The organism is Achromobacter xylosoxidans (assembly GCF_001457475.1).
GTDB lineage: Bacteria > Pseudomonadota > Gammaproteobacteria > Burkholderiales > Burkholderiaceae_B > Achromobacter > Achromobacter xylosoxidans.
In genome coordinates this window covers 4121631-4142642 of sequence record NZ_LN831029.1, presented here as the reverse complement: position 1 = coordinate 4142642, position 21012 = coordinate 4121631, and the positions used below count along the sequence as shown (strand labels likewise).

Here is a 21012-nt window from a genome sequence, read left to right as displayed (position 1 = left end):
CGCCTGGGCGTGTGCGCACCCGTGCGGGCGCGCCCAGGCGGGCCCGGCCCGCAAGTCTAGGAAGAGTGATCATGGAAATACTGAGTCGGCATGTTGCCGACGTGGCGGGCGGCGTTGAGCTGCACACAACGCTGGATGGCGAGAGCATCAGCGCCTATGTCGTGACCGGCATGGACGATCTGGAGGCGATCGCCGACCTCGTGCCCCGCGAGAAAGTCGAAGCCGGCGCGGACATTCACGCCGCTGGTGTCGACAATGTTGATAATGCGCAAGACCAAATCGACCAGGTCCTGGAGAATATGAATCCCGGCGACGTGGCGGTTTTCCTTTGCTCGGGCCCCGAAGCTTTCAACGCGGCGCTCGATCTGTTGGGTTTACCTATCGAAGAGTAAGCCTGACGGCAAACCAAAGTGCCATCCAAACGGCGTATGTGTGAGCGACGCCCTTTGATGGCATTTATATAAGCCTTGATTGTTTTTTTATGATGCGTGGGTGTTTACACCTATGCAGGCCTTCTTTTTGCCTATGAAAACGTGTAAATTTTGTTCGCAGTTTCTCTTTGTTGCATTATTGGCACGTATTTTTTAGGATTATGTTGACTTGTGAGGGGAACATAACGATAGTGTCGGCACACGATCACAAGCGTTGCGATTTTCGTTCAGTGCCGTGCCTTTTCCGGCTCAGCGTTATTGTTCTACTGTCCCCTCCTTGATTGATTCGTGACCTCCGGGCATTTGCCCATTATCTCTAGGAAATACAGTATGGAAACCGGCGTCGTTAAGTGGTTCAATTCGGAAAAAGGCTATGGCTTCATCACCCCGGAAGCGGGTGGTAAGGATCTGTTCGCTCACTTCTCCGAAATTCAGGGCTCGGGCTTCAAGTCTCTGGAAGAGAACCAGCGCGTCAGCTTTGTGACGGCCAATGGCCCCAAGGGCCCGCAAGCCACGAAGATTCAGGTCCTGTAAGGCTCTGACTTTTCGGAAAAGCCCCTTCGGGGGCTTTTTTGCATCTGGGCTCCCCATCGGGGAGCCCTTTTGCTGTCCGGCGGCGCCTGTGGCCTCTTGGCGGGGCCGCCGCAGTCGCTGCCAGTGTTCCTGGCTCGCGGTATCCTTGCGCCAGTTCCCCGTCCTTCCGCCCGCCAGGCGGCGGACCCGCACCCCGCACCCGCAATCGATCGAGGATGATCTCCATGACCCAACCTGGCCAAGAACCTGTTTCCCTGCGCGCGGCGGACATCGTGGCGTTCTGGCGCGACGCCGGGCCGCAGCAGTGGTTCACCAAGGACGCGGCCTTCGATGAGCGCTTCCGCCAGCATTGCGGCCCGGCCCACATGGCCGCCGCGGCTCGCCAGCTCGATGCCTGGATGGACGAGCCCGAGGGGGCGCTGGCGTTGATGATCCTGCTGGACCAGTATCCTCGCAACGCATACCGTGGCACCGCGCACATGTTCGCCACCGATCCGCTGGCGCTGGTGTTCGCCGAGCGCGCCATTGCCGCCGGCCACGACCTGGCCGTCGATCCGGCGCTGCGCCAGTTTTTCTATATGCCCTTCGAGCATGCGGAAACCGTCGCCGCGCAGAACCGGGCGGTGGCGCTGATGGAACCCCTGGGCGCCGACGCGGTGCGCTGGGCCGTCCTGCATCGCGACATCATCAAGCGCTTCGGCCGCTTCCCCCATCGCAACGCCGCGCTGGGCCGGCAGACGACGCAGCCCGAGCAGGAGTTCCTGGACGCCGGCGGCTTTGCCGGATGAGGCAGGGGGGCGGCGCGGCATGCCTTGCGCGCGAGCGTATCCGCCTGTATCGACGCATGGCGAGTTGAAAAAAAGCGATCGCGGCCTCGCCGCGGGCAGGGCGCGACGCTTGCGATGATCGTTTATTTGACGTTTTTCGAGGTTCGCCAATACACTGGGTCCAGCGAGATTTTCAAGAGACGCGGTCTGCGTTCAACTTGTCGCGGTCAGTGGTGCTGCGTTGCTTTCCTCTCCCATCCTTGATCATCTGGCGCCCCGCGAGCAATCGCTTCTTTAGGTTCGAGGAAATTCCATGGCAACCGGCATCGTCAAGTGGTTCAACGCCGAAAAAGGGTATGGCTTCATCATGCCCGACGACGGCAGCAAGGATCTGTTCGCCCACTACTCGGAAATCCGCAGCGAAGGCTACAAGTCGCTGCAGGAAAACCAACGGGTCACGTTCGAGGTCGGTACCGGCCCCAAGGGCCCGAGCGCCAAGAACATCAAGGTGGCCGCCTGAGTCCAGGTCCGTGGCGCGCCCCTGGCGGCGCGCCACAATGAAAAAAGCCCCGCACGCGAGTGTCGGGGCTTTTCTTTTTGCTGCGGCGCGCGCCGGGCGCTCAATGCTTGGGATGCGAGGGCGTCGACAGTTTGTCGACCAGGGCGATGCCCAGCGCGGACAGGATGAACAGCGCGTGGATGATGGTCTGCCACATCACGCCCGCCTCCGAGAAGCGCGCATTGGGCGTGCCCAGCGTGCCGGCCTCGATGAAGGTGCGCAGCAGGTGGATCGAGGAGATGCCGATGATCGCCATGGCCAGCTTGACCTTGAGGACGCTGGCGTTGACGTGGCTGAGCCATTCCGGCTGGTCCGGATGGCCTTGCAGGCGCAGGCGCGACACGAAGGTCTCGTAGCCGCCCACGATCACCATGACCAGCAGGTTCGATATCATCACCACGTCGATCAGGCCCAGCACCAGCAGCATGATCTCCATTTCACCGAAGCTGGTGGCATGCGTCAGCAGGTGCCACAGTTCCTTCAGGAACAGCATCACGTAAACGCCCTGGGCGACGATCAGTCCCAGATAAAGCGGCAGTTGCAGCCAGCGCGAGCTGAAAATCAGGCTGGGCAGCAGGCCCAGGCGGGGAGGGGTGTTGGGGGTCATGGTGGTTGCGAGCCGTTATGAGGAAGTGCGGAAAAAACTGCGGCGGCAATTCTAACAACGCCGGCCTGCGCCGGTATTTGTTTTTGATGACGGTTTGACGTCGCAGGCGCGGTACTTACCACGGTAAGGAGTCTTTTGCATGCCTTTTGTGTAAGTGAAGTTCGCATTTGCGAAACTCTGTGGCGAAACGGTTTGAGAGCTTTGGGCGTATATAGAATTGCGGCCTCACTCGCACCCGAGTCAGTCAAGAGGAGTTTTTTTCATGAAGATCCGCTACACCGTTGCCGCGCTGGCCGTTGCTCTCGCCCCTTACTCCGCGTCGCATGCCCTCGATATCGGGGGACTGGTGGGCGCCGGCAGCAAGGTGGTGCAGGCCGCCACCCTGAGCGATGCCGAAATCAAGACTTTGTCCGACAAGGCTTGCGCGCAGAGCGATTCGCAGGAAAAGATCGCCGCGCCGGGCAGCAAGTATGACGTGCGCCTGCAGAAGATCGCCAAGCAGCTGGGCGGCACCGTCAACGGCCAGAAGGCCAACTACAAGGTCTACATCACCAAGGACGTCAACGCCTGGGCCATGGCCAACGGCTGCATCCGCGTCTACAGCGGCCTGATGGACATGATGACCGACGACGAAGTGCTGGGCGTGGTCGGCCATGAAATCGGCCACGTGGCGCTGGGCCACAGCAAGAAGGCCATGCAGACCGCCTACACGGTCTCGGCCGCGCGCGATGCCGCCGGCGCCGCCGGTGGCGCCACGGTCGCCGCCCTGAACTCGTCGCAGCTGGGCGACCTGACCGAGAAGTTCATCAACGCGCAGTTCTCGCAGTCGCAGGAAAGCGCCGCCGACGACTACTCGTTCGACCAGCTGCAGGCCAAGAAGCTGAACACCCGCGGCCTGGTGACGGCGTTCCAGAAGTTGGCCGAGCTGGACGGCGGCAAGAGCGATATGATGAGCTCGCACCCGTCCTCGGCCAAGCGCGCGCAGCACATCGAAGATCGCATCGCCAAGGCCAAGTAAAGCGCCCTGGCGGGCAATTTGCCGCCCTTTCCGGGTGGAAAACGGGGCGCGAGCATCCGGGCTTATCCGGGTGCTCGCGCCCCTTTGCGTCAGGGGTCCGGAAGTTTCCGGTAAAATGCCGCGTTTATCCGCCCGTCATCTCATATCTTTCGGAAAATAGGTCTTTTAATGCAGCCTGTGGTTGAAACCCTCTCCGGCCTCGAGCGCCGTGTTGATCTGGCCGTCTCGGTGGCCGACGTCGAAAAGGAAGTCCAGGCGCAGTTGAAGCGCGTGGCCCGCACCGCCAAGGTCCCTGGCTTTCGTCCCGGCAAGGCGCCGCTCGCCATGCTCGAGCGCAGCCATGGCCCCGGCATCCGCTACGACGTGATCAACAGCCAGGTCGGCCGTGCATTCGAACAAGCCGTCGACGGCGCCAAGCTGCGCGTCGCCGGCGCCCCGAACCTGGAACCCAAGACGGAAGGCGTCGGCGAAGACACGCTGGCCTTCACCGCCACGTTCGAGGTCTACCCCGAAGTCGCCGTGCCGGACCTGTCGGCCCTGGCCGTGACCCGCTATGAAACCGCGGTCACCGACGCCGAAGTGCAGCAGACCCTGGACGTCCTGCGCAAGCAGCGCGCCACGTTCGAAGCCCGTGAAGGCCGCGCCTCGCAAGACGGCGACCGCGTCACGCTGGACTTCGCCGGCACCATCGACGGCGTGCCGTTCGACGGCGGCAAGGCCGAAGACTTCCCCTTCGTGCTCGGCCAGGGCCGCATGCTGCCGGAATTCGAAGAAGCTGCCCGCGGCCTGAAGGCTGGCGAAAGCAAGGTCTTCCCGCTCAAGTTCCCCGATGACTACCAAGGCAAGGAAGTCGCCGGCAAGACCGCCGAATTCACCATCACCGTCAAGGAAGTGGCCGAAGGCGTCCTGCCCGAACTGAACGCCGAATTCGCCAAGTCGCTCGGCCAGGCCGAAGGCGACATCGAAAAGCTCAAGGCCGACATCCGCAGCAACATCGAACGCGAAGTCAAGGTGCGCTCGCAAGGCCGCACCAAGGCCAGCGTGATGGACGCCCTGGTCGAAGCCGGCAAGTTCGACGTGCCGAAGGCGCTGGTCGACAACGACGTGCAAAGCCGCATCGCCGCCGCCCGCGAAGAGCTCAAGCAGCGTGGCGTGCCGAACGCCGAGTCCGTGCCGATCCCGGCCGAGGCCTTCTCGACCGAATCCGAGCGCCGCGTGCGCCTGGGCCTGCTGGTGTCCGAACTGGTCAAGCAAGCCCAGCTGCAGGCCAAGCCGGAACAGGTCCGCGCCCGCATCGAGGAATTCGCGGAAAACTACGAACAACCCGCCCAGGTTGTCAGCTATTACCTGGCCGACCGCCAGCGTCGTGCTGAAATCGAGGCGATCGTGCTCGAAGACAACGTCGTCGCGCACGTTCTGGAAAAGGCCAAGGTCACCGACGAAAAGGTGCCTTTCGATCAGTTGATGGGGATGGCGTAACACTATGCAGAGATTCACCGATTTCTATGCGGCAATGAATGGCGGGTCGTCGGTGACCCCCACCGGCCTGGGCTACATTCCCATGGTGATCGAGCAGTCGGGGCGCGGCGAACGCGCCTACGACATCTATTCGCGCCTGCTCCGCGAGCGGCTCATCTTCCTGGTGGGCCCGGTCAACGACGCGACGGCCAACCTGGTCGTGGCCCAGTTGCTGTTCCTGGAATCGGAGAATCCTGACAAGGACATTTCCCTGTACATCAACTCGCCCGGCGGGTCGGTGTACGCGGGCATGGCCATCTACGACACCATGCAGTTCGTCAAGCCGGACGTGTCGACCCTGTGCACCGGCCTGGCGGCCAGCATGGGCGCCTTCCTGCTGGCGGCTGGCAAGAAGGGCAAGCGTTTCACCCTGCCCAACTCGCGCATCATGATCCACCAGCCCTCGGGCGGCGCCCAGGGGCAGGCCTCCGACATCCAGATCCAGGCTCGCGAGATCCTGGACCTGCGCGAGCGTCTCAATCGCATCCTGGCCGACAATACCGGCCAGTCGATCGACCGCATCGCCCTGGACACGGAACGTGACAACTTCATGTCCGCCGAAGATGCGGTATCGTATGGACTGGTGGACAAGGTGATGACCTCCCGCTCGGAAGGCTGACTTCCCGGCTGAGTCCCATCCGCTGCCGCCTTGTTTGAGTAAGCGCAGGCGCCGGGCCCTTTACCCGGTCCGGCGCTTCTTTACCTGAGATACGACTACATATGCCTGAAAAAAAGGGATCGGCAGACGCAAAAGTGCTGCATTGCTCGTTTTGCAATAAAAGCCAGCACGAAGTCCGCAAGCTGATCGCGGGCCCGTCGGTATTCATCTGCGATGAATGCATAGACCTGTGCAACGACATCATCCGCGAGGAAGCGCAGGCGACCGCGCGCGCGGCGATTCGTTCCGAACTGCCCACTCCGGCTGAAATCAAGACGTTCCTCGACCAGTACGTGATCGGGCAGACCTCGCCCAAGCGCATGCTGGCAGTGGCCGTCTACAACCACTACAAGCGCATCCGCCACGGCGAGATCAAGGGCGACGAAGTCGAGTTGTCCAAGAGCAACATCATGCTGATCGGCCCCACCGGGTCGGGCAAGACGTTGCTGGCGCAGACGCTCGCGCGCATGCTGAATGTGCCGTTCGTCATGGCCGACGCCACCACGCTGACCGAAGCCGGTTACGTCGGTGAAGACGTCGAGAACATCATTCAGAAGTTGCTGCAGAACTGCAACTACGAAGTCGAGAAGGCGCAGCGCGCCATCATCTACATCGACGAAATCGACAAGATTTCCCGCAAGTCCGACAACCCGTCCATCACCCGCGACGTGTCGGGCGAGGGCGTGCAGCAGGCCCTGCTCAAGCTGATCGAAGGCACGGTGGCCTCGGTGCCGCCGCAAGGCGGGCGCAAGCACCCCAACCAGGACTTCGTCCAGGTCGACACGACCAACATCCTGTTCATCGTCGGCGGCGCCTTCGACGGGCTGGAAAAGGTCATCCGCGACCGCACCGAAAAGTCCGGCATCGGCTTCTCCGCCTCCGTGCGCGCCAAGTCCGAGCGCGGCGTCGGCGAGCTGTTCTCCGAAGTCGAGCCCGAAGACCTGATCAAGTTCGGCCTGATCCCCGAGCTGGTCGGCCGCCTGCCCGTGGTCGCCACGCTGGACGAACTCGATGAAGCTGCCCTGGTGCAGATCCTCACCGAGCCCAAGAACGCCCTGCTCAAGCAATTCCAGAAGCTGTTCGCCATGGAAGGCGCCGAGCTGGACGTGCGGCCCGCCGCGCTCAAGGCCATCGCCCGCAAGGCGCTCAAGCGCAAGACCGGCGCCCGCGGCCTGCGTTCCATCATCGAGCAGGCCCTGCTCGACACCATGTATGACCTGCCGTCGCAAGGCAACGTCAAGCGTGTGGTGCTCGACGAAGGCGCGATCGAAGGCGAGGGCAAGCCCCTGCTGATCTACGCCGACGAGGAAGGGACGGCCGAAAAGCCCGAGCGCGGAGAAGTCCGCGACGCCGCGGCCTGACGGATATTTCAAAAAAACCCGTTTCCGTAACGGGTTTTTTTGTCTCCGGCGCCTGATTGAACGCACACTCCCAGGGTGCGTCCAATATAACGGGATGGCGGCCGCCGATTTTTTTTCCATTTTGTTTATCGGGCCGCCGGGATCTTGAATTTTCGGCTATTGTTCCCATAACAGACGTAACTGACGGGGCTGTCCGGGTATACCCGGTCATCCTGTCCCCGATACGCCGAGTCATACCGAGGAACCTCCTATGTCTGCCAGCCAGACCCTGCCTTCCGACCCGATCGACCTTCCCCTGCTGCCGCTGCGCGACGTCGTGGTGTTCCCGCACATGGTCATCCCGCTGTTCGTCGGCCGTCCGCGCTCCATCCGCGCGCTCGAGGTTGCGATGGAAGCGGGCAAGAGCATCATGCTGGTGGCCCAAAAATCCGCCGGCAAGGATGATCCCACTCCCGAAGACGTCTACGAGATCGGCTGCGTCGCCGGCATCCTGCAGATGCTCAAGCTGCCCGACGGCACCGTCAAGGTGCTGGTCGAGGGCACCCAGCGCGCCCGCATCAACAGCATCGAAGACGCCGATTCGCACTTCACCTGCCAGGTCACCCCGATCGAGCCGGACGCCGTCCAGGGCTCCGAGACCGAGGCCCTGCGCCGCGCGATCGTCGCCCAGTTCGAGCAATACGTAAAACTCAACAAGAAGATCCCCCCGGAGATCCTGACCTCGCTCGCCGGCATCGATGACGCCGGCCGCCTGGCCGACACGATCGCCGCGCATCTTCCGCTGAAACTCGAGCAGAAGCAGAAGATGCTCGAGATCGTCGGCACCTCCGAGCGCCTCGAAGGCCTGCTCACGCAGCTGGAAACCGAAATCGACATTCTCCAGGTCGAAAAGCGGATCCGCGGCCGCGTGAAGAAGCAGATGGAAAAGAGCCAGCGCGACTACTATCTGAATGAGCAGGTCAAGGCCATTCAGAAGGAGTTGGGCGAAGGCGAAGAGGGCGCCGACATCGAGGAGCTCGAAAAGAAGATCATCGCCGCGCACATGCCCAAGGAGGCGCGCAAGAAGGCCGATGCCGAGCTCAAGAAGCTCAAGCTCATGTCGCCCATGTCGGCCGAAGCCACCGTGGTGCGCAACTACATCGATACGCTCATCAATCTCCCCTGGAGGAAGAAGAGCAAGATCAACAATTCCATCTCCAATGCCGAGACGGTGCTCGACAACGACCACTACGGCCTGGAGAAGGTGAAGGAACGCATCCTCGAATACCTCGCCGTGCAGCAGCGCGTGGACAAGGTCAAGGCGCCGATCCTGTGCCTGGTCGGTCCTCCGGGGGTCGGCAAGACCTCGCTGGGCCAGTCCATCGCCAAGGCCACGAACCGCAAGTTCGTGCGCATGGCCCTGGGCGGCGTGCGTGACGAAGCCGAGATCCGCGGCCACCGTCGTACGTACATCGGCTCGATGCCCGGCAAGATCGTCCAGAACATGTCGAAGGTCGGCGTGCGCAATCCCCTGTTCCTGCTCGATGAAATCGACAAGCTGGGCATGGATTTTCGCGGCGATCCCTCGTCGGCGCTGCTCGAAGTGCTGGACCCGGAACAGAACCACACGTTCCAGGACCACTACATCGAAGTCGACTTCGACCTGTCGGACGTCATGTTCGTGGCCACCAGCAACACGCTGAACATTCCGCCGGCCCTGCTGGACCGGATGGAAGTGATCCGCCTGTCCGGCTACACCGAGGAAGAAAAGATCCACATCGCCCGCGACCATCTGCTGCCCAAGCTGATGAAGAACAACGGCGTCAAGGATACCGAGCTGACCGTCGACGACAGCGCGCTGCGCGACATCGTGCGTTACTACACCCGCGAAGCCGGCGTGCGTGCGCTCGAACGCGAAGTGGGCAAGATCTGCCGCAAGGTGATCAAGCAGCTGCTGACCCAGAGCGACCGCGCCAAGGCCGAAGGCAAGACCTTCGAACTCAAGCCGGTCAACGTCACGGGCGAGAACCTCAGCGACTACCTCGGCGTGCGCCGCTACACCTTCGGCATGGCCGAAAAGGAAAACCAGATCGGTCAGGTGACCGGCCTGGCCTGGACGGAAGTCGGTGGCGACCTGCTCACGATCGAAGTGGCGGACATGCCCGGCAAGGGCGTGATCCAACGCACCGGTTCGCTGGGCGACGTGATGAAGGAATCGGTCGAGGCGGCCCGCACCGTGGTGCGCTCGCGGGCGCGTCGCCTGGGCTTTGCCGACAGCGTGTTCGAGAAGCACGACATGCACGTGCACGTGCCGGAAGGCGCGACCCCCAAGGACGGTCCGTCCGCCGGTATCGCGATCACCACGGCCATGGTGTCGGCCCTGTCGCGCATCCCGGTGCGCGCCGACGTTGCCATGACCGGCGAGATCACGCTGCGTGGCGAAGTCCTGCCGATCGGCGGCCTGAAGGAAAAGCTGCTGGCCGCCCACCGCGGTGGCATCAAGACGGTCTTGATCCCGGAAGAAAACGTCAAGGATTTGGCGGAGATCCCGGACAACGTCAAGAACCATCTCGAGATCGTGCCGGTCCGCTGGATCGACAAGGTGTTGGAGCTGGCCCTGGAACGCCTGCCGGAGCCGCTGGCTGAAGACGAAGCGGTCAAGGAACCGCTGGTCGCCAAGCCGGCCGAACCGGGTTCCACGGATCCGGTGCTCAAGCACTGATGTCCGGCCCACGGCGCCCCGCGAGGGGCGCGTCAAAAATAAACCCCGCTTGCGCGGGGTTTATTTTTGACGCGGCCGTCGGGCGGGCGCCAGGTTGGGGCGGAAGGATCAGTGCAGCGCGTGCGGACGGATCAGTCCAACGGCAATGCCTTCCAGCGCGAATTCCTGGTCGGCCTCGACCACGATGACGTTGAAGTCGGGATTCTCGGGCAGCAGTTCGATGCGGCCGTTCTGGCGCTGCAGGCGCTTGACGGTGACGTCGTCGCCCAGCCGGGCCACGACGATCTGGCCGTTGCGGGCCTCGGACGCTTTCTTGACGGCCAGCAGGTCGCCTTCGAGGATGCCGGCGTCGCGCATGCTCATGCCGCGCACCTTGAGCAGGTAGTCCGGCGCCTGGGCGAACAGGCTGGAATCGACGCCGATCTCGCGTTCGACGTGTTCGGTGGCCAGGATAGGGCTGCCGGCCGCCACGCGGCCCACCAGCGGCAGCAGCAGCTGCGCCAGGCCGGGCAGGGGCAACGGCGCCTGGGATGGCGTCGGGGAGTTGTCCTTCAGGCGGATGCCGCGCGAGGCGCCGGCCGTGAGTTCGATGGCGCCCTTGCGGGCCAGGGCCTTCAGATGGTCTTCGGCCGCGTTGGGCGAGCGAAATCCCAGGGCCTGGGCGATTTCGGCGCGGGTGGGCGGAAAGCCGGTGCGCGCGACGGTCTGCCGGATGAGGTCCAGGATTTGCTGTTGACGATCAGTGAGTTTGCTGGCCATGGCGATGATCCGTTGGGTGTCGGACTGTACATATATACAGCGGCATTCTGGGGGACATAACGCAAAAAAGCAAGCGTTGATCGGGCATGGTTTTGTGACAGGCAATGAAAACGGGACCCGAAGGTCCCGTTTGGGGGTGACGCTGGCGCTGAGTCTTAGAGCACCGCGGCGATGCCCTTGGCCACCTGGTCGATGTTGCCGCTGTTGAGCGCGGCCACGCAGATGCGGCCGCTGGAGACGGCATAGACGCCGTGCTCTTCGCGCAGGCGGTCGACCTGGGCCGAGGTCAGGCCCGAGTACGAGAACATGCCGCGCTGCTGCAGCACGAAGCTGAAGTCCTGCTTGCCGCCGTGTTCCTTGATCTTCTCGACCAGCTGCTTGCGCATCAGGCGGATGCGGTCGCGCATGGCGCCGAGTTCCTCTTCCCACATGGCGAACAGTTCGGGCGAGTTCAGCACCGTGGAGACGATCGTGCCGCCGTGGGTGGGCGGGTTGGAGTAGTTGGTGCGGATGACGCGCTTGAGCTGGCTCAGCACGCGGGCGGCTTCGTCCTTGCTGCCGGCCACGACGGTCAGGGCGCCGACGCGCTCGCCGTACAGTGAGAACGACTTCGAGAACGACGAGCTGATGAACATGGTCAGGTCGAGGTCGGCGAACAGGCGCACGACCGCGGCGTCTTCATGCAGGCCTTCGCCGAAGCCCTGGTAGGCGATGTCCAGGAACGGCACCAGCTTGTTTTCCTTGACGACCGCGGCGATCTGCTTCCATTGGTCGAAGGTGGGATCGACACCGGTGGGGTTGTGGCAGCAGGCGTGCAGCACGACCACGGTGTTGGCCGGCGCGGCCTTCAGGGCGGCCAGCATGCCGTCGAAGTTCAGGCCGCGGGTGGCCGCGTCGTAGTAGGCGTAGGTGCCGACTTCGAAACCGGCGCGCTCGAACAGCGCGCGGTGGTTTTCCCAGCTGGGGTCGCTGATCAGGACCTTCGAGGTCGGCAGCAGCTGGCGCAGGAAGTCGGCGCCGATCTTGAGCGCGCCGGTGCCGCCCAGGGCCTGGGTGGTCAGGACGCGGCCGGCGGCGGCCAGCGGGGAATCCTTGCCGATCAGCAGGGCTTGCGCGCCCTGGTTGTAGCCGGCGATGCCTTCGATCGGCAGGTAGCCGCGGGCGGCGGCGGCCTCGATGCGGGCGATTTCCGCCTTGCGCACGGCGCCCAGCAGGGGAATCCGGCCCTGGTCGTCGTAGTACACGCCCACGCCCAGATTGACTTTACCGGGGCGGGTGTCCGCGTTGTATTGTTCGTTCAGGCCAAGAATGGGGTCGCGCGGCGCGAGTTCGACGGAATCGAAAAGGGTGCTCATGGGACTCTGCTGAGGGTGAGTGGACGCAGTCGGAAGTGCTGTGGATAATGGGGGGTTTACCCTGGGAACAGTCTAGCATGCCTAAGAGCGCAATAGACCCGAGCGCGGCGGGTGCCGCAGCCGTTGGCGCGGTCACCGACGGGGCGACCGATGGGCCCTCTGGCGCTGCCGTGGCGGCTCCGGAGGCCGGCCCGGGGTATGTCGATTTCCCGGACAGCCCATTCCACCTGTATCAACCCTATCCGCCTGCCGGCGACCAGCCGGGCGCAATAGAGGGACTGATCCAGGGCGTGCAGGACGGCCTGATGTACCAGACCCTGCTGGGCGTGACCGGTTCGGGCAAGACCTACACCATGGCCAACGTCATCGCCCAGCTCGGGCGGCCGGCGCTGGTGCTGGCGCCCAACAAGACGCTGGCGGCGCAGCTGTACGCCGAAATGCGCGAGTTCTTTCCCAAGAACGCCGTGGAGTACTTCGTTTCGTACTACGACTACTACCAGCCCGAGGCCTACGTGCCGACGCGCGACCTGTTCATCGAGAAGGATTCGTCCATCAATGAACACATCGAGCAGATGCGGCTGTCGGCCACCAAGAGCCTGCTGGAACGGCGCGACACCATCATCGTGGGCACCGTGTCGTGCATCTACGGTATCGGCAACCCCGGCGACTACCACGCGATGGTGCTGATCCTGCGTGCCGGCGACCAGATTTCGCGGCGCGAGATCCTGGCGCGGCTGGTGGCCATGCAGTACACCCGCAACGACGCCGAGTTCACCCGCGGCGTGTTCCGGGTACGCGGCGAAACCATCGACATCTTCCCCGCGGAAAGCGCCGAGCTGGCGCTGCGCCTGACGCTGTTCGACGACGAAATCGAAAGCCTCGAACTGTTCGATCCGCTGACCGGCCGTATTCGCCAGAAGCTGCCGCGCTTCACCGTCTATCCGGGTTCGCACTACGTGACGCCGCGCGACACCGTGCTGCGCGCCATCGAGACCATCAAGGAAGAGCTGCGCGAGCGCACCAAGCGCTTCGTCGATGACGGCCACCTGGTGGAAGCCCAGCGCCTGGAGCAGCGCACCCGCTTCGACCTGGAAATGCTGCAGGAACTGGGGTTCTGCAAGGGCATCGAGAACTACTCGCGCCATCTGTCGGGCGCCGCGCCCGGCGAGCCGCCGCCCACGCTGATCGACTACCTGCCCGCCGACGCGCTGATGTTCATCGACGAAAGCCACGTCACCATCGGCCAGCTCAGCGCCATGTACCGCGGCGACCGCTCGCGCAAGGAAACCCTGGTGCAGTATGGTTTCCGGCTGCCCTCGGCGCTGGACAACCGCCCGCTCAAGCTGGAGGAGTTCGAGGCCCGCATGCGCCAGTGCGTGTTCGTGTCGGCCACGCCGGCGGCCTACGAAAAAGAGCATGCCGACAATGTGGTCGAGCAGGTGGTGCGTCCCACCGGCCTGGTCGACCCGATCGTCGAGGTGTTGCCGGCCCGCACGCAGGTCGACGACCTGCTGGGCCAGATCAAGGCGCGCACCAGCCAGGGCGAGCGGGTGCTGGTCACCACGCTGACCAAGCGCATGGCCGAGGACCTGACCGACTTCCTGACCGAGCACGGCGTGCGGGTGCGCTACCTGCACTCTGACATCGATACGGTCGAGCGGGTGGAGATCATCCGCGACCTGCGCCTGGGCACGTTCGACGTGCTGGTGGGCATCAACCTGCTGCGTGAAGGCCTGGACATCCCGGAAGTGTCGCTGGTGGCCATCCTGGATGCCGACAAGGAAGGTTTCCTGCGTTCCGAGCGCAGCCTGATCCAGACCATCGGCCGGGCCGCCCGCAACCTGAATGGCCACGCCATCCTGTATGCCGACCGCATCACGGATTCGATGCAGCGGGCCATGGAAGAGACCAGCCGGCGCCGCGCCAAGCAGTTGCAATTCAATGCCGACCACGGCATTACCGCGCGCGGGGTGCAGAAGGCGGTGCGCGAGCTGATCGACGGTATCGTGGCCCCGGTGCAGCACGATGCGCTGGAAGCGGCGGTGCCGGCCGAATTGCTGAAGGACGAGAAGGCGCTGGCGCGCGAAATCAAGCGGCTTGAAAAGCTGATGATGGACCATGCCCGCAACCTGGAATTCGAGCAGGCCGCGGCCGCTCGCGATGCCCTGACTGCCTTGAAGCAGCGGGTGCTGCTGGACGGCGCGGTATGAGGGTAAAGCTGTATCTTTATGTGTCTTTTCGCTGACGGGTTGCTGAAAGCGATGATGAGGCAAGTGTTGCAGAAGCGGGGCCCGGAATTTGCGTAACCGAAGCGGCTCGCGGCCCTGGGATGAAGTTAAATATAGCGTTTAACTATTTGATTTATAGGGTAAATTTTCGAGGATGCATCGCCGCGAAAGAGAGTCCCTGAGCGCAAAAAAAGCTTGCCTTATCTCGGGTTTTCCCGCACACTTACTCCCATGATGACCAAGGTACTTTTCGTTTGCATGGGCAATATCTGTCGCTCGCCGAGCGCAGAGGGCGTGTTTCGCCATTTGGTGAACGACGCGGGTTTGGGCGATGTGGTTCGCATCGACTCCGCGGGCACGCACGCGTTTCACATCGGCGAGGCGCCTGATGCCCGGGCGCAGGCCGCAGCGCGCAAGCGCGGCTACGAGATCACGCACTGCGAGGCCCGCCAGGTCACCGCGGAAGACTTCCGCGACTTCGACCTCATCCTCGCCATGGACTGGGACAATCTGTCCGCCATGCAGCAGCAGTGCCCCAAGGCCTATCAGCACAAGTTGATGCTGCTGATGCGCTTTGCCAACGAGTTCGAAGAAGCCACCGTGCCCGATCCCTACTATGGCGGCGCCGATGGTTTCGGCAAGGTGCTGGACTACCTCGAAGACGCCTGTCAGGGCGTGCTCGAACTGGTCCGCAAGCGCGCTACCCAATACCAGGCGGCCTGAGGTCTCCTGTGCGCCGGGGCGCCCTGTGGGGCTCCCGGTGAATTGGCAGTGAAAAGAACCGCGCGACAGCGCGGTTTTTTCTAGCCGGGAGCCATACCAAATTACTCGGGAATTTGCTATACTTGAGCCAATTACTCGGGTATTGACCGCCGGATTCGCCGGCGGCCATTGCCGAATCACAGGGAATTCACCATGCGGCTAACTACCAAAGGGCGTTTCGCCGTGACTGCCATGATCGATCTGGCTATGCGGCAGCATAGCGGTCCGGTCACTCTTGCGGCCATCAGCCAGCGTCAGAATATTTCGCTTTCCTACCTGGAACAGCTGTTCGGGAAACTGCGTCGCCACGAACTCGTGGACAGCGTGCGCGGCCCCGGCGGCGGTTACTCGCTCGCCCGCCTGGCGCGCAACGTGACCGTGGCCGACATCATCTTCGCCGTGGACGAGCCGCTGGACGCCACCAGCTGTGGCGGCAAGCGGGACTGTACGAGCGGCAACGACGGCAAGCCTGGCAAGTGCATGACGCATGAACTCTGGGCCACGCTCAATCGCAAGATGGTCGATTACCTGGATTCGGTGTCGCTGCAGGATCTGGTCGATCAGCAGCGCGTGCGCCAATTGCAGGAAGCCAACAATCAAGCCCAGGCGTGCGCGGTACGCGTGAATCGGGTGGGCGGCGCCAACACCGCCGCCAATGCCCCGACCACCACCGTCGCGGCCAATGCCACCGTATAAGCAGTAGGAGTTGTAGAAATGACCACCCGCCCGATCTATCTGGACTACTCGGCCACCACCCCCGTCGACCCGCGCGTCGTCGAGAAAATGGTGCCCTGGCTGTACGAGAACTTTGGCAATCCCGCTTCCCGCAGCCACTCGTTTGGCTGGGAGTCCGAGGACGCCGTCGAGCGTGCCCGCGAGGAAGTCGCCAAGCTGGTGAACGCCGATCCGCGCGAGATCGTCTGGACCTCCGGCGCCACCGAATCCGACAACCTGGCGATCAAGGGCGCCGCCAACTTCTACGCCGAACGCGGCAAGCACATCATCACCGTCAAGACCGAGCACAAGGCCGTGCTCGACACCTGTCGTGAACTCGAGCGCCAGGGGTTCGAAGTGACCTACCTGGACGTCAAGGACAACGGCCTGATCGACCTGGACGTCTTCAAGGCGGCGCTGCGTCCCGACACCGTGCTGGTGTCCGTGATGATGGTGAACAACGAAATCGGCGTCATCCAGGATATCGAAACCCTGGGCGAGATCTGCCGCGAGAAGGGCATCATCTTCCACGTCGACGCCGCGCAAGCCACCGGCAAGGTCGAGATCGACCTGCAGAAGCTGAAGGTCGACCTGATGTCGTTCTCGGCGCACAAGACCTACGGCCCCAAGGGCATCGGCGCGCTGTACGTGCGCCGCAAGCCGCGCGTGCGCATCGAGGCGCAGATGCACGGCGGCGGCCACGAACGTGGTTTCCGTTCGGGCACGCTGGCCACGCACCAGATCGTCGGCATGGGCGAAGCCTTCCGCCTGGCCCGCGAGGAAATGGGCACCGAGAACGAGCGCATCCGCATGCTGCGTGATCGCCTCTGGGCCGGCCTGTCGCAGATCGAAGAGGTCTACCTCAACGGCGACATGGACCAGCGCGTGCCGCACAACCTGAACGTCAGCTTCAATTATGTCGAAGGCGAGTCCCTGATCATGGCGATCAAGGAACTGGCCGTGTCCAGCGGTTCGGCCTGCACCTCGGCCAGCCTGGAACCTTCCTACGTGCTGCGCGCCCTGGGCCGCAACGACGAGCTGGCGCACAGCTCGATCCGCTTCACGCTGGGCCGTTTCACCACCGAGCAGGAAGTGGACTACACCATCGAACTGCTCAAGAGCCGTGTCGGCAAGCTGCGCGATATGTCGCCGCTGTGGGAAATGGCCAAGGAAGGCATCGATCTGAATACCGTGCAGTGGGCCGCGCACTGAGCGCCCGAGCCAAAGAATACGTGGAGAACTAACATGTCTTACAGCACCAAAGTCCTGGATCACTACGAAAACCCGCGCAACGTCGGTTCGTTCGACAAGTCGGACGACTCGGTGGGCACCGGCATGGTCGGCGCCCCTGCCTGTGGCGACGTCATGAAGCTGCAGATCAAGGTGAACGAAGCCGGCGTCATCGAAGACGCGCGCTTCAAGACCTACGGCTGTGGCTCGGCCATTGCCTCCAGCTCGCTCGTGACCGAGTGGGTCAAGGGCAAGACGCTGGACGAAGCCATGAACATCCGCAATACGCAGATCGCCGAAGAACTGGCCCTGCCGCCGGTGAAAGTGCACTGCTCGATCCTGGCCGAAGACGCGATCAAGGCCGCGGTGCAGAACTACAAGGAAAAGCATTCGGTTCCGGCCGAAGCTGTTGCGAGCTGAACATGTCCGTTACCCTGACCCAACAGGCCGCCACCCACATCGGCCGCTACTTGCAAAAGCGCGGCAAGGGGATCGGCTTGCGCCTCGGCGTTAGGACGACGGGTTGTTCCGGCATGGCCTACAAGCTGGAGTACGTGGACGACGCGGCGCCCGAGGACCAGGTGTTCGAGAGTTTCGGCGTGAAGGTGTTCGTCGATCCCAAGAGCCTGGCCTACCTGGACGGCACCGAGCTGGACTACGCCCGCGAAGGCCTGAACGAAGGTTTCAAGTTCCGCAACCCCAACGAAAAGGCGACCTGCGGCTGCGGCGAGTCGTTCACGGTGTAAGTCTTGGCTGGAGACGATCACTTCAGCCTGTTCGGCTTGCCGTCACGCTTCGACCTGGACGCCCTGGCGCTGGAATCGGCGTGGCGCACCGTCGCCGCGCAGGTGCATCCCGACCGCTATGCCACCGCCAGCCCCGCGGAACGCCGCGTGGCCATGCAGTGGGCGGCGCGCGCCAACGAGGCCTATCGCCAGTTGCGCGATCCGCTGTTGCGGGCGCGCTACCTGTGCGAACAGGCTGGCGTGGATCTGCAGACCGAGAGCAATACGTCGATGGACACGGCTTTCCTGATGCAGCAGATGACCTGGCGCGAAATGATGGACGACGCGCGCAATGACGCCGGCGTGCTGGCCGAGCTGCGGACCGAGCTGGAGGATGCCCGGCAGCAGATGCGCGCCGCGTTGACGCGCCTGCTGGACGAACAGCGCGACTACGCCGCGGCGGGTCTCAAGGTGCGGGAATGGATGTTCGTGGAGAAGCTGGCGCAGGAGCTGGCCCAGGCCCACCCCGATTCCTAGTCCCCCAGGATGGCCCGGCCGCGGGGCGCCCGGACTTCGCCGCCTACTGAGTAGAAAAAACAATCATGGCCTTATTGCAGATTTCCGAGCCCGGCGAATCGCCCGCGCCGCACCAGCGCAAGCTGGCGGTGGGGATCGACCTGGGCACCACCAATTCCCTGGTTGCCGCCGTGCGCAGCAGCGTCGCCGAGGTCCTGCCTGATGCGCAGGGCCACGTGCTGCTGCCGTCGGCGGTGCGCTATTTCCCCGGCGGCAAGGTCACCACGGGGCGTGAACCGCTGGCGCAGCAAGCCGAGGACCCGCTGAATACAGTGGTGTCGGTCAAGCGTTTCATGGGCCGTTCGCTGGAAGAGGCGCGCGCCACGCGCGCCCCTTACGAATTCGTGGATGCGCCCGGCATGGTGCGCATCCGCACCGCGCAGGGCGACCTGAGCCCGGTGGAAGTGTCGGCGCAGATCCTGGCGGTGCTGCGCCAGCGCGCCGAGGACGTGCTGGGCGATGACCTGGTGGGCGCCGTCATCACGGTGCCGGCCTATTTCGATGACGCCCAGCGCCAGGCGACCCGCGACGCGGCGCGCCTGGCCGGCCTGAACGTGCTGCGCCTCTTGAACGAGCCGACCGCCGCGGCGATCGCCTACGGCCTGGATAACGCCGCCGAAGGCGTGTATGCCGTCTATGACCTCGGTGGCGGCACGTTCGATATCTCCATCCTGCGATTGACGCAGGGCGTGTTCGAAGTGATCTCGACCGGCGGCGATACCGCGCTGGGCGGCGATGATTTCGATTCGCTCATCGTCGACCACGTGGTGGCGGCCGCGGGCGCCAAAGCACTGACGCACGCCGACCGGCGCGGCCTGCTGATGGCGGCGCGCGCGGCGCGCGAGGCGCTGTCGGACGCGCAGGAGGCCAATCTGGATCTGACGCTGGCCAATGGCCAGGTGATCGATCACACGCTGACCCGCACGCAGTTCGAGGCGCTGGCCCAGCCTCTGGTGCAGCGCACGCTGGACAGCGCGCGCCAGGCGCTGCGCGACGCCGCGCTGAAACCGGCCGACGTGCGCGGCGTGGTGATGGTGGGCGGCGCCACGCGCATGCCGGTGGTGCGCGCCGCGGTGGGCGAGATGTTCGGCACCGAGCCGCTGACCGATCTGGACCCGGACCAGGTGGTGGCGCTGGGCGCCGCGCTGCAGGCCAATCTGCTGGCCGGCAACCGCGCGCCGGGCGAAGACTGGCTGCTGCTGGATGTGACGCCGCTGTCGCTCGGCCTGGAAACCATGGGCGGGCTGGTCGAGCGCGTGATCCCGCGCAACAGCACCATTCCGGTGGCGCGGGCGCAGGAATTCACCACCTTCAAGGATGGCCAGACGGCCATGAGCATCCACGTGCTGCAGGGCGAGCGCGACCTGGTGTCGGATTGCCGTTCGCTGGCGCGTTTCGAGCTGCGCGGCATTCCGCCGATGGTGGCGGGCGCCGCGCGGATCCGCGTGACGTTCCAGGTGGATGCCGACGGACTGCTGAGCGTGACCGCGCGCGAGCAGAGCACGGGCGTGGAAGCGGCGGTGTCGGTCAAGCCGTCGTACGGCCTGAGCGACGACGAAGTCGCGCGTATGTTGGCCGACAGCGTGGCGCAGGCCGACAACGACGCCCGCGCCCGCATGCTGCGAGAGCAGCAGGTGGAAGCGCGCCAACTGGTCGAGTCGGTGCAGGCCGCGCTGGCTGTCGACGGGGACCTGCTGAATGCCGAGGAACGCCAACGGGTCGATGAATGCCTGCAGGCGGCCAGCCGCGCCCAGGAGGCGCAGGACGTGGACGCGGTGAAGGCCGCGGTCGAGGCTTTGTCGGCCGCGACCGATGAATTTGCCGCGCGCCGCATGGACCGCAGCATCCGCGCCGCGCTGGCCGGCCGCAAACTTGACGAGATCGCCTGATAACACGCTATGCCGAAACTGACCGTACTGCCTCATCCCGACTACTGCCCCGAGGGCGCCGTGATCGAAGACGCGCCCAAGGGCGTGTCGATCTGCCGCGTCCTGCTGGACAACCATATCGACATCGAGCATGCCTGCGAACTGTCGTGCGCGTGTACGACCTGTCACGTGGTGGTCAAGCAGGGTTATGCTTCGCTGGAAGACGCGACCGATGACGAAGAGGATCTGCTGGACAAGGCCTGGGGCCTGACGCCGACCTCGCGCCTGTCTTGCCAGGCGCGGGTCGAGGATGCCGATCTGACGATCGAGATCCCCAAGTACACCATCAACCACGCGAAAGAGGGCCATTGATGAAGTGGACCGATACTTACCAGATCGCCGAGGCGCTGGCGGACGCCCACCCGGACGTCGATCCCAAGACGCTGCGCTTCACTCAGCTGCGCGAATGGGTGCTGGCCTTGCCCGGCTTCAGTGACGACCCGGAACGCAGCGGCGAAAAGATCCTGGAGGCCATCCAGATGGCCTGGATCGACGAGGCCGACTGAACCTTCAGCGAAACGCTCCTTCGGGAGCGTTTTTGCATTGGGGGCGCGGGCGGCGGGGTATCATCAAGACTCTCT

At 63.9% G+C, this 21012-nt stretch carries 22 protein-coding genes; 19 read left to right on the top strand and 3 right to left on the bottom strand.

Annotation, left to right across the window (positions count from 1 at the left end; genetic code table 11):
* The first annotated feature begins 71 nt into the window (after positions 1 to 71).
* From AT699_RS18565 to AT699_RS18550, 4 genes are all read left to right on the top strand, one after another.
* Positions 72 to 392, top strand: coding sequence for a hypothetical protein (locus AT699_RS18565; RefSeq protein ID WP_006386188.1), 321 nt, complete (start codon positions 72 to 74; stop codon positions 390 to 392).
* Positions 393 to 761: 369 nt separating this feature from the next.
* A complete protein-coding gene (locus AT699_RS18560) occupies positions 762 to 965 on the top strand; it encodes a cold-shock protein (RefSeq protein WP_006220190.1) in 204 nt (67 codons plus the stop codon).
* 224 nt (positions 966 to 1189) lie between these two features.
* Positions 1190 to 1753 carry a DUF924 family protein gene (locus AT699_RS18555; RefSeq protein ID WP_020928332.1) on the top strand — a complete coding sequence of 188 codons (564 nt, stop codon included), beginning with the start codon at positions 1190 to 1192 and terminating at the stop codon, positions 1751 to 1753.
* Between the two features lie 292 nt (positions 1754 to 2045).
* Complete coding sequence (locus tag AT699_RS18550) at positions 2046 to 2252, top strand: cold-shock protein (protein ID WP_006225311.1); 207 nt, start codon at positions 2046 to 2048, stop codon at positions 2250 to 2252.
* Positions 2253 to 2352: 100 nt separating this feature from the next.
* Here the strand turns inward: AT699_RS18550 and AT699_RS18545 are convergent, their stop codons facing one another.
* Complete coding sequence (locus tag AT699_RS18545) at positions 2353 to 2898, bottom strand: TIGR00645 family protein (RefSeq protein ID WP_006386185.1); 546 nt, start codon at positions 2896 to 2898, stop codon at positions 2353 to 2355.
* A 262-nt stretch (positions 2899 to 3160) separates the two neighbouring features.
* On the opposite strand from AT699_RS18545, the gene loiP reads away from it, so the two are divergent.
* The 5 genes from loiP (at position 3161) to lon (ending at position 10154) form a co-directional block, all read left to right on the top strand.
* Positions 3161 to 3916 carry a metalloprotease LoiP gene (gene loiP, locus AT699_RS18540; RefSeq protein WP_006386184.1) on the top strand — a complete coding sequence of 252 codons (756 nt, stop codon included), beginning with the start codon at positions 3161 to 3163 and terminating at the stop codon, positions 3914 to 3916.
* Between the two features lie 168 nt (positions 3917 to 4084).
* On the top strand, positions 4085 to 5395 hold the full coding sequence (gene tig / locus AT699_RS18535; protein WP_006386183.1) for a trigger factor: 1311 nt from the start codon (positions 4085 to 4087) through the stop codon (positions 5393 to 5395).
* Between the two features lie 4 nt (positions 5396 to 5399).
* Positions 5400 to 6053 carry an ATP-dependent Clp endopeptidase proteolytic subunit ClpP gene (gene clpP, locus AT699_RS18530; protein WP_006386182.1) on the top strand — a complete coding sequence of 218 codons (654 nt, stop codon included), beginning with the start codon at positions 5400 to 5402 and terminating at the stop codon, positions 6051 to 6053.
* 101 nt (positions 6054 to 6154) lie between these two features.
* Complete coding sequence (gene clpX / locus AT699_RS18525; RefSeq protein ID WP_006386181.1) at positions 6155 to 7453, top strand: ATP-dependent Clp protease ATP-binding subunit ClpX; 1299 nt, start codon at positions 6155 to 6157, stop codon at positions 7451 to 7453.
* A 250-nt stretch (positions 7454 to 7703) separates the two neighbouring features.
* Positions 7704 to 10154 carry an endopeptidase La gene (gene lon / locus AT699_RS18520; protein ID WP_020928331.1) on the top strand — a complete coding sequence of 817 codons (2451 nt, stop codon included), beginning with the start codon at positions 7704 to 7706 and terminating at the stop codon, positions 10152 to 10154.
* A 108-nt stretch (positions 10155 to 10262) separates the two neighbouring features.
* Here the strand turns inward: lon and lexA are convergent, their stop codons facing one another.
* Both lexA and AT699_RS18510 read right to left on the bottom strand, forming a co-directional pair.
* Positions 10263 to 10913, bottom strand: a complete 651-nt coding sequence (lexA, locus tag AT699_RS18515; RefSeq protein WP_024069438.1) for a transcriptional repressor LexA — start codon at positions 10911 to 10913, stop codon at positions 10263 to 10265.
* A gap of 155 nt (positions 10914 to 11068) precedes the next feature.
* A complete protein-coding gene (locus AT699_RS18510; protein WP_006386178.1) occupies positions 11069 to 12268 on the bottom strand; it encodes an amino acid aminotransferase in 1200 nt (399 codons plus the stop codon).
* A 170-nt stretch (positions 12269 to 12438) separates the two neighbouring features.
* On the opposite strand from AT699_RS18510, the gene uvrB reads away from it, so the two are divergent.
* From uvrB to iscX, 10 genes are all read left to right on the top strand, one after another.
* A complete protein-coding gene (uvrB, locus tag AT699_RS18505) occupies positions 12439 to 14478 on the top strand; it encodes an excinuclease ABC subunit UvrB (protein ID WP_006386177.1) in 2040 nt (679 codons plus the stop codon).
* Positions 14479 to 14727: 249 nt separating this feature from the next.
* Positions 14728 to 15219: a low molecular weight protein-tyrosine-phosphatase gene (locus AT699_RS18500; protein ID WP_006386176.1), complete on the top strand. Its 492-nt coding sequence runs from the start codon at positions 14728 to 14730 to the stop codon at positions 15217 to 15219.
* A 192-nt stretch (positions 15220 to 15411) separates the two neighbouring features.
* Positions 15412 to 15954, top strand: a complete 543-nt coding sequence (gene iscR / locus AT699_RS18495; RefSeq protein ID WP_006386175.1) for a Fe-S cluster assembly transcriptional regulator IscR — start codon at positions 15412 to 15414, stop codon at positions 15952 to 15954.
* A gap of 18 nt (positions 15955 to 15972) precedes the next feature.
* Complete coding sequence (locus AT699_RS18490; RefSeq protein WP_006386174.1) at positions 15973 to 17184, top strand: IscS subfamily cysteine desulfurase; 1212 nt, start codon at positions 15973 to 15975, stop codon at positions 17182 to 17184.
* A 33-nt stretch (positions 17185 to 17217) separates the two neighbouring features.
* The gene (gene iscU / locus AT699_RS18485; protein ID WP_006386173.1) at positions 17218 to 17622 is read left to right on the top strand and encodes a Fe-S cluster assembly scaffold IscU; all 405 of its coding nucleotides are present in this window, start codon (positions 17218 to 17220) and stop codon (positions 17620 to 17622) included.
* 2 nt (positions 17623 to 17624) lie between these two features.
* Entirely contained in the window at positions 17625 to 17948 is a 324-nt protein-coding gene (gene iscA, locus AT699_RS18480; protein ID WP_006386172.1) for an iron-sulfur cluster assembly protein IscA, read from the top strand.
* Between the two features lie 3 nt (positions 17949 to 17951).
* Positions 17952 to 18464: a Fe-S protein assembly co-chaperone HscB gene (gene hscB / locus AT699_RS18475; protein WP_024069436.1), complete on the top strand. Its 513-nt coding sequence runs from the start codon at positions 17952 to 17954 to the stop codon at positions 18462 to 18464.
* Positions 18465 to 18529: 65 nt separating this feature from the next.
* Positions 18530 to 20392, top strand: a complete 1863-nt coding sequence (hscA, locus tag AT699_RS18470; protein ID WP_006386169.1) for a Fe-S protein assembly chaperone HscA — start codon at positions 18530 to 18532, stop codon at positions 20390 to 20392.
* 9 nt (positions 20393 to 20401) lie between these two features.
* On the top strand, positions 20402 to 20743 hold the full coding sequence (gene fdx, locus AT699_RS18465; RefSeq protein ID WP_006386167.1) for an ISC system 2Fe-2S type ferredoxin: 342 nt from the start codon (positions 20402 to 20404) through the stop codon (positions 20741 to 20743).
* Entirely contained in the window at positions 20743 to 20937 is a 195-nt protein-coding gene (gene iscX / locus AT699_RS18460; RefSeq protein WP_006386165.1) for a Fe-S cluster assembly protein IscX, read from the top strand. Before fdx ends, iscX begins: the two co-directional genes overlap by 1 nt.
* Positions 20938 to 21012 lie beyond the last annotated feature (75 nt).